Genomic DNA, 7,216 nt, shown 5'->3' on the forward strand with positions numbered 1-7,216 from the left:
CCATTCAGGTACTAGAAGGGTTGGATGCGGTCCGTAAACGTCCAGGGATGTATATTGGATCGACAGACGGGAATGGTCTCCACCATTTGGTCTGGGAAATTGTCGACAATGCCGTCGATGAAGCCTTATCTGGTTTTGGTTCTCAAATTGACGTTACAATTAACAAAGACGGTTCCCTATCTGTAGCGGACCAAGGTCGGGGGATGCCGACAGGGATGCATGCCATGGGTAAACCAACCGTTGAGGTCATCTTTACCGTCCTCCACGCAGGTGGGAAGTTTGGTCAAGGTGGGTATAAGACCTCTGGTGGTCTCCACGGAGTGGGATCTTCGGTCGTAAACGCCCTCTCTAGCTGGCTTGAGGTTGAGATTACCCGTGATGGAGCGGTCTATAAACAACGCTTTGAAAATGGTGGGAAACCAGTTACCACTCTTGAGAAGATAGGAACGGCACCTAAGTCTAAGACAGGAACCAAGGTTACCTTCATGCCGGATGCAACCATCTTCTCAACGACGGATTTCAAGTTTAATACTATTGCCGAACGGATCAAAGAATCAGCTTTCTTGCTCAAGGATGTGACGTTGACGCTGACTGATCTCCGTAAGGAAGAAGACAACCATGTGGCCTTCCATTACGAGAATGGGGTACAGGATTTCGTTGAGTACTTAAATGAAGATAAGGAAACCTTGACGCCGGTTCTCTACTTTAATGGGGAATCAGAAGGATTCCAAGTAGAAGTCGCTCTCCAGTACAATGATGGTTATTCTGACAATATCTTGTCCTTTGTCAATAATGTCCGCACCAAAGATGGGGGAACCCATGAGACAGGACTCAAGACTGCCATTACCAAGGCTATGAACGACTATGCAAGAAAGACGGGTCTTCTCAAAGAAAAAGACAAGAACCTAGAAGGATCCGACTACCGGGAAGGTCTTTCTGCAGTACTTTCGATTTTGGTGCCAGAAGCTCATTTGCAGTTTGAAGGGCAGACTAAGGACAAACTAGGAAGTCCACTTGCTCGACCAGTCGTTGACGGGATTGTCGCTGATAAGTTGACTTTCTTCCTCATGGAAAATGGGGAGTTGGCTTCCAATCTGATACGCAAGGCTATCAAGGCCCGGGATGCGCGTGAAGCCGCTCGGAAGGCGCGGGATGAGAGTCGAAATGGCAAGAAGAACAAGAAGGACAAGGGGCTCTTGTCTGGTAAATTGACCCCAGCCCAGTCCAAGAATCCTGCCAAGAACGAACTCTATCTAGTCGAAGGAGATTCAGCCGGTGGTTCTGCCAAGCAAGGTCGGGACCGCAAGTTCCAGGCTATCCTTCCGCTTCGAGGGAAGGTTCTCAATACTGAGAAGGCCAACATGAGTGATATCCTCAAAAACGAGGAAATCAACACCATGATCTACACCATCGGTGCTGGAGTTGGGGCTGATTTTACGATCGAAGATACTAACTATGACAAGATTATCATCATGACTGATGCGGATACGGATGGGGCCCACATTCAGACCCTTCTCCTAACTTTCTTTTATCGCTATATGCGTCCCTTGGTCGAAGCAGGACGTGTCTATATCGCCATGCCTCCTCTTTACAAGATGTCTAAGGGCAAAGGGAAGAAAGAAGAAGTGGCTTATGCCTGGACAGACAATGAATTGGAAGACCTACGCCGAACTTTTGGCCGTGGAGCAACCCTTCAACGGTACAAAGGGTTGGGTGAGATGAATGCGGACCAGCTTTGGGAAACCACCATGAACCCAGAAACCCGCACCTTGATTCGTGTCACGATTGATGACTTGGCGCGTGCAGAACGCCGTGTCTCGGTCCTCATGGGTGATAAAGCGGCCCCTCGCCGCCAATGGATCGAAGATAACGTTAAGTTTACCTTGGAAGAAACGACCGCGTTTTAAGGAGTGTGAGTGATGGATAGTTCAGGACATTCGATTATATGGACTTACTTGGGTTTTATTTTCATAGTCTCGTCGCCCTCAGCTATTTTTGCATTCTTTATGAATCATAGGAAAAAAAGTTTACTAGGACTTTATGCACCGATCGTGTTTACTTTGTTCATGATCTTGATGCTTATTTTTAATATAGAGGGCTCAGAATCCGCTGCTTTAGGGGCGACCTTTATCATGTTTTTATTTGGCTTTCCTTTGATAATAGGAGCCTTAGTCTACACACTGATTCGTTTGTGTTTCGTTTATAGGAAGGATCTGAGGAAGGGACTTTTGATTTTCCTATCCTATATCTTAGGTCCCCTATTAATTGGTCTTCTTGGCTTGTGTGTGGTAATGACATTTCAGATTCATCAGTTCGTATTCATAGTCATTATTTTGATGATTCTGGTTTCCTATCTTCCTCCTCTTTATCTCTATCATTATGAGCGAGATCAATAGGACTTAGCTAGGAAGGGAAAAATTATGGATTTTTTAATTACTACATTCAATCATTTTTATTAATTGTATATTGTCTTATTTTTATCCATCTTTATCACCTTTTGGCTAAATTGGAAAAGAAAAAGTTTTATGGCTTGTATTATCTAATCTGTTTAACAGTCATGACTTATTGTGTGGTTCAGTTTGGTTCATTCAGGGTTGTTGAGAGAGCTCTTCCGTTCATGCTATCAGTCTTTGCTGTTCAACTAATGGTAGTAGCCCTAGGTGTTCCTATGATCGTGATTGCCTTGCTTTATCACGTCATCCGATTATTTCCTGTTTTTCCTAAATATGGATGGAAAATAATCCTAATTTTCCTCGCTTATCTAGCGAGTGCGGTCCTTTTTTATCTGGTTGTGGCTAGTATGTCGGAAAAGTTTTTGCAACATCGAAGCATGATGATAGGGGTAATGTTCCTTTCTCTTGTTCTATCTTATTTGCCAGCCATATTTTTAAATATTATTTAGAATCGTAGGAAGGTCTGAAATGAATGATATCTTATTGCCTATAACTTTCTCTACTTTCCCATTCTTACCGGTCGTATTAGTCGCTACATTTATTTATATTGCAATTAAGAAAAATAAATCCAAGATCCATTTTTTAGGATATTATTTCCCTATTGCAGGGATTTTAACCATGAATGCAATCAGTGATTATTCCTCTAAGAATTTTGAAGGACATTTGTCAATTATCATAGTATTGGTGACGTTTTACTTGCCTTTATTATATACATCCCTAGTTTATAGTGGCATACGTCTCTATTCGGTTTATAGCCATCAATTATTGAAAGCCTCTCTGATTTTAGGGATCTATCTCCTAGCTAGCATCTATATGCATTTGATGATCTTTAAAGTTCAAGGTCAATTTATTAAGGTGGTCATCAACTTCCATTTAGCGAAACTTATAATTACGATTTCATCGTTTCTTCCATCTGTTTATCTATATTTTGATAAAAACCAACAATTCCAAGGATTTGTAAGTGATGAAGGAGTAAAAGATGAGAACTGATACAGAAATGATGAATCTGATTGTGCAAATAGCTGAATCTCTGCAAGTTGAAGCAGTGGCCTTATCCGGATCGAGGACTAGCCCACATCCCCTGAAAGATGAGTTCCAAGATTATGATGTGGTCTATATTGTTGAGAATCTAGAAGACCTGGTTTCAGATTTATCATGGATGGATCAGTTTGGTAAACGCATCATTGAGCAAGAAGTTACTCTAGGACACCGTCATCTTTACCTCATGCTCTTTGAAGATGGCAATCGTATTGATTTGACACTCTGTCCCAAGGAACACATGCAAGAGTGGGTGGGTAGCGAAGCAGATTTCAGAGTGCTTAAAGACGACAAAGGTTTGTTTGACTCTTACATTCCTAGTCCGAAGCGCTACTGGACCGCTCCGCCTACTGAAGAGGAATTTGCAGCTACTTGCAATGAATTTTGGTGGGTATCGGCTTATGTCGTCAAGGCCATTCGAAGAAATCAACTCATCTATGCGACCGATCATCTCTATGGCATTTGCCAGCAAGAACTCCTCAAGGTCTTAGCTTGGAAGGTAGCAAGCGATAGGGGAACAGTCGATATCGGAAAAAACTACAAGTACCTCTTCCAGTATCTACCAGCTGAGCAAGAGAAGGAGTTCTCAACTCTGCTAAATCTATCTAGTATAGAGAAGGTCAGCCAGTCCTTATTTGCTACCATGAAGTTATTCGATTGTGAAGCACAAAGTCTGGCCCAAAAGATGGGATTTGACTATGATCAGGAAGTGGCTGTAAAGATGAGGGCTTATGCTGAAGAGAAACTGTCAAATCATTGATTCAATAATCTATTTTAAACACTTTAAACTACAGAAAGGATAGTTTAGTTACTTGTAGTAACTGAACACCTTCTTTTATAAAAATCTACTCAACATTCTTTGAAAGGAGTTGAACACGCCCTGAGTGCTGTGTGAAACTCTTGATCCATCATTTGATAACGTATTTAAAACTACAGAAAGGATAGTTTAGTTACTTATAGTAACTGAACACCTTCTTTTATAAAAATCTACTCAACATTCTTTGAAAGGAGTTGAACACGCCCTGAGTGCTGTGTGAAACTCTTGATCCATCATTTGATAACGTATTTAAAACTACAGAAAGGATAGTTTAGTTACTTATAGTAACTGAACACCTTCTTTTATAAAAATCTACTCAACATTCTTTGAAAGGAGTTGAACACGCCCTGAGTGCTGTGTGAAACTCTTGATCCATCATTTGATAACGTACTTAAAACTACAGAAAGGATAGTTTAGTTACTTGTAGTAACTGAACACGGGACTAATTTCCTAGGAAAAAAGATAAATCGCTTTGGGTTCATCGAACCCTGCATCGATTTCCTTTTTTTCTACAGAAATTTTCGGCAAGCCGAAACGTCCCTTTGTATCTTATATGAGTAATATCCAAAATATGTCTTTAGAGGACATCATGGGAGAGCGCTTTGGTCGCTACTCCAAATACATTATTCAAGAACGGGCTCTTCCTGATATTCGGGATGGCTTGAAACCCGTTCAACGGCGGATTCTTTATTCTATGAATAAGGATGGCAATACCCATGACAAGGGCTACCGCAAGTCTGCCAAGTCTGTCGGAAATATCATGGGGAATTTCCACCCTCACGGGGATTCTTCTATCTATGATGCCATGGTCCGCATGTCTCAAGACTGGAAGAACCGCGAGATCCTTGTTGAAATGCACGGAAACAATGGTTCCATGGACGGGGATCCACCAGCAGCCATGCGTTATACGGAAGCTCGTTTGTCTGAAATTGCGGGTTATCTTTTGCAAGATATCGAAAAGAACACAGTGCCGTTTGCCTGGAACTTTGACGATACAGAAAAAGAGCCAACTGTTTTGCCGGCAGCTTTTCCAAACCTCTTGGTCAATGGAGCTACAGGGATTTCAGCTGGTTACGCGACTGATATTCCGCCACATAATCTCGCTGAAGTCATCGATGCAGTGGTCTACATGATCGACCATCCTTCTGCTAAGGTAGACAAACTCATGGAGTTTCTTCCTGGACCTGATTTCCCGACCGGTGCCATTATCCAAGGGCGCGATGAGATCAAGAAAGCCTATGAAACTGGTAAGGGAAGGGTGGTTGTCCGCTCTAAGACAGAGATCGAGCAACTCAAAGGAGGCAAGCAGCAAATCGTCGTTACCGAAATCCCTTATGAGATCAACAAGGCGGTCTTGGTCAAGAAGATCGACGATGTCCGTGTTAACAACAAGGTGGCCGGTATCGCTGAGGTGCGGGATGAGTCAGACCGGGATGGTCTTCGGATTGCTATTGAGTTGAAGAAAGATGCCAATGCTGATCTAATCTTGAACTACTTGTTCAAGTACACAGACTTGCAGGTCAACTACAACTTCAATATGGTGGCGATTGATAACTACACACCACGTCAAGTGGGGATCGTGCCGATTCTCTCTAGCTACATTGCTCACCGTCGGGATATCATTGTCGCTCGCTCACGCTTTGATAAGGAAAAGGCAGAACGTCGCCTCCACATCGTAGAGGGCTTGATCCGCGTAATTTCCATTCTCGATGAGGTCATTGCCTTGATCCGTGCTTCTGATAACAAGGCTGATGCCAAGGAAAACCTCAAGGTCAGCTATGATTTCACGGAAGAACAAGCAGAAGCTATTGTTACTTTGCAATTGTACCGTTTGACCAATACGGATATCGTGACATTGGAAGAAGAGCATGCCAGTCTCAAGGAGCAAATCGCGACCTTGGCAGCTATCATTGGAGATGAACGGACCATGTTCAATCTCATGAAAAAGGAATTGCGTGAAGTCAAGAAACTCTTTGGCAATCCGCGTCGCAGTGAATTACAAGACACTGCTAAAACGATCGAGATTGATACAGCCAGTCTGATCGTTGAAGAGGAAACTTTCGTCAGTGTGACCCGTGCGGGTTATATTAAACGGACCTCGCACCGTTCCTTCAATGCGTCGACAGTTGAGGAAGTCGGTAAGCGGGACGACGATGAGTTGATTTTCGTAGAGCCTGCTAAGACCACCCAGCATCTCTTACTCTTTACCAACCTGGGAAATGCCATCTATCGACCTGTTCATGAATTGGCAGATACTAAGTGGAAGGATATCGGGGAGCACCTCAGTCAGACCTTGACCAATTTCGAGCAGGAAGAAGAAATTCTCTTTGCAGAGATTGTGGATCAGTTTGAAGGCGTGACCTACTTTGCAGCTACCCAACAAGGCCAAATCAAGCGTTTTGAACGCAAGGAATTGAGCCCATGGCGGACCTATCGTTCTAAATCAACTAAGTACGCTAAACTGAAGGACCAAAAGGACCGTATCGTAGCGGTTGCACCAGTGGTCCTAGAGGACATCATGATCATTACCAAAAATGGTTATGGTTTGCGTTTCAATATTGAAGAGGTTCCAGTCGTAGGGGCCAAGGCAGCAGGAGTCAAAGCTATTAACCTCAAAGATGGAGATCAAGTAGTAGCCATCTTTAAGTCAACGACACCAAGTATGTACATTCTGACCCAGCGAGGCAGTCTCAAACGGATGTCTCAGGATGATATTCCTGTGACCAGTCGGGCCAAACGTGGCCTACAGGTCCTGCGTGAACTGAAGTCAAAACCACACCGCGTCTTTAAGGCAGGTCCAGTCTTCACTGACCAGGGTGATTTTGATCTCTTTACGAGCCAAGAAGAAGTGGGAGAGCAGGATCAAATCCTTCAGATTACCTCCACAACAGGTCAGGTGACAGAAGTG

4 protein-coding genes are annotated in these 7,216 nt (G+C 43.4%); all 4 read left to right on the forward strand.

What is annotated here, in order from left to right; translation table 11 throughout:
• Positions 1-2: 2 nt before the first annotated feature.
• Positions 3-1,907 carry a DNA topoisomerase IV subunit B gene (parE, locus tag QZ158_RS06990; protein ID WP_293887031.1) on the forward strand — a complete coding sequence of 635 codons (1,905 nt, stop codon included), beginning with the start codon at positions 3-5 and terminating at the stop codon, positions 1,905-1,907.
• 1,014 nt (positions 1,908-2,921) lie between these two features.
• On the forward strand, positions 2,922-3,443 hold the full coding sequence (locus QZ158_RS06995; protein WP_293887033.1) for a hypothetical protein: 522 nt from the start codon (positions 2,922-2,924) through the stop codon (positions 3,441-3,443).
• Entirely contained in the window at positions 3,433-4,251 is an 819-nt protein-coding gene (locus QZ158_RS07000) for an aminoglycoside 6-adenylyltransferase (protein ID WP_293887035.1), read from the forward strand. Before QZ158_RS06995 ends, QZ158_RS07000 begins: the two co-directional genes overlap by 11 nt.
• Before the next feature lie 610 nt (positions 4,252-4,861).
• A partial coding sequence (gene parC / locus QZ158_RS07005) for a DNA topoisomerase IV subunit A (RefSeq protein WP_293887037.1) occupies positions 4,862-7,216 on the forward strand: 2,355 nt, incomplete at its 3' end.

The organism is Streptococcus sp. A12, assembly GCF_905372335.1.
In the GTDB taxonomy this organism is placed as follows: Bacteria; Bacillota; Bacilli; order Lactobacillales; family Streptococcaceae; genus Streptococcus.

Coding starts and splice junctions, on each gene's coding strand:
- QZ158_RS07000 (WP_293887035.1), top strand. CDS start 3,433: ATGAGAACTGATACAGAAATGATGAATCTGATTGTGCAAATAGCTGAA.
- QZ158_RS06995 (WP_293887033.1), top strand. CDS start 2,922: ATGAATGATATCTTATTGCCTATAACTTTCTCTACTTTCCCATTCTTA.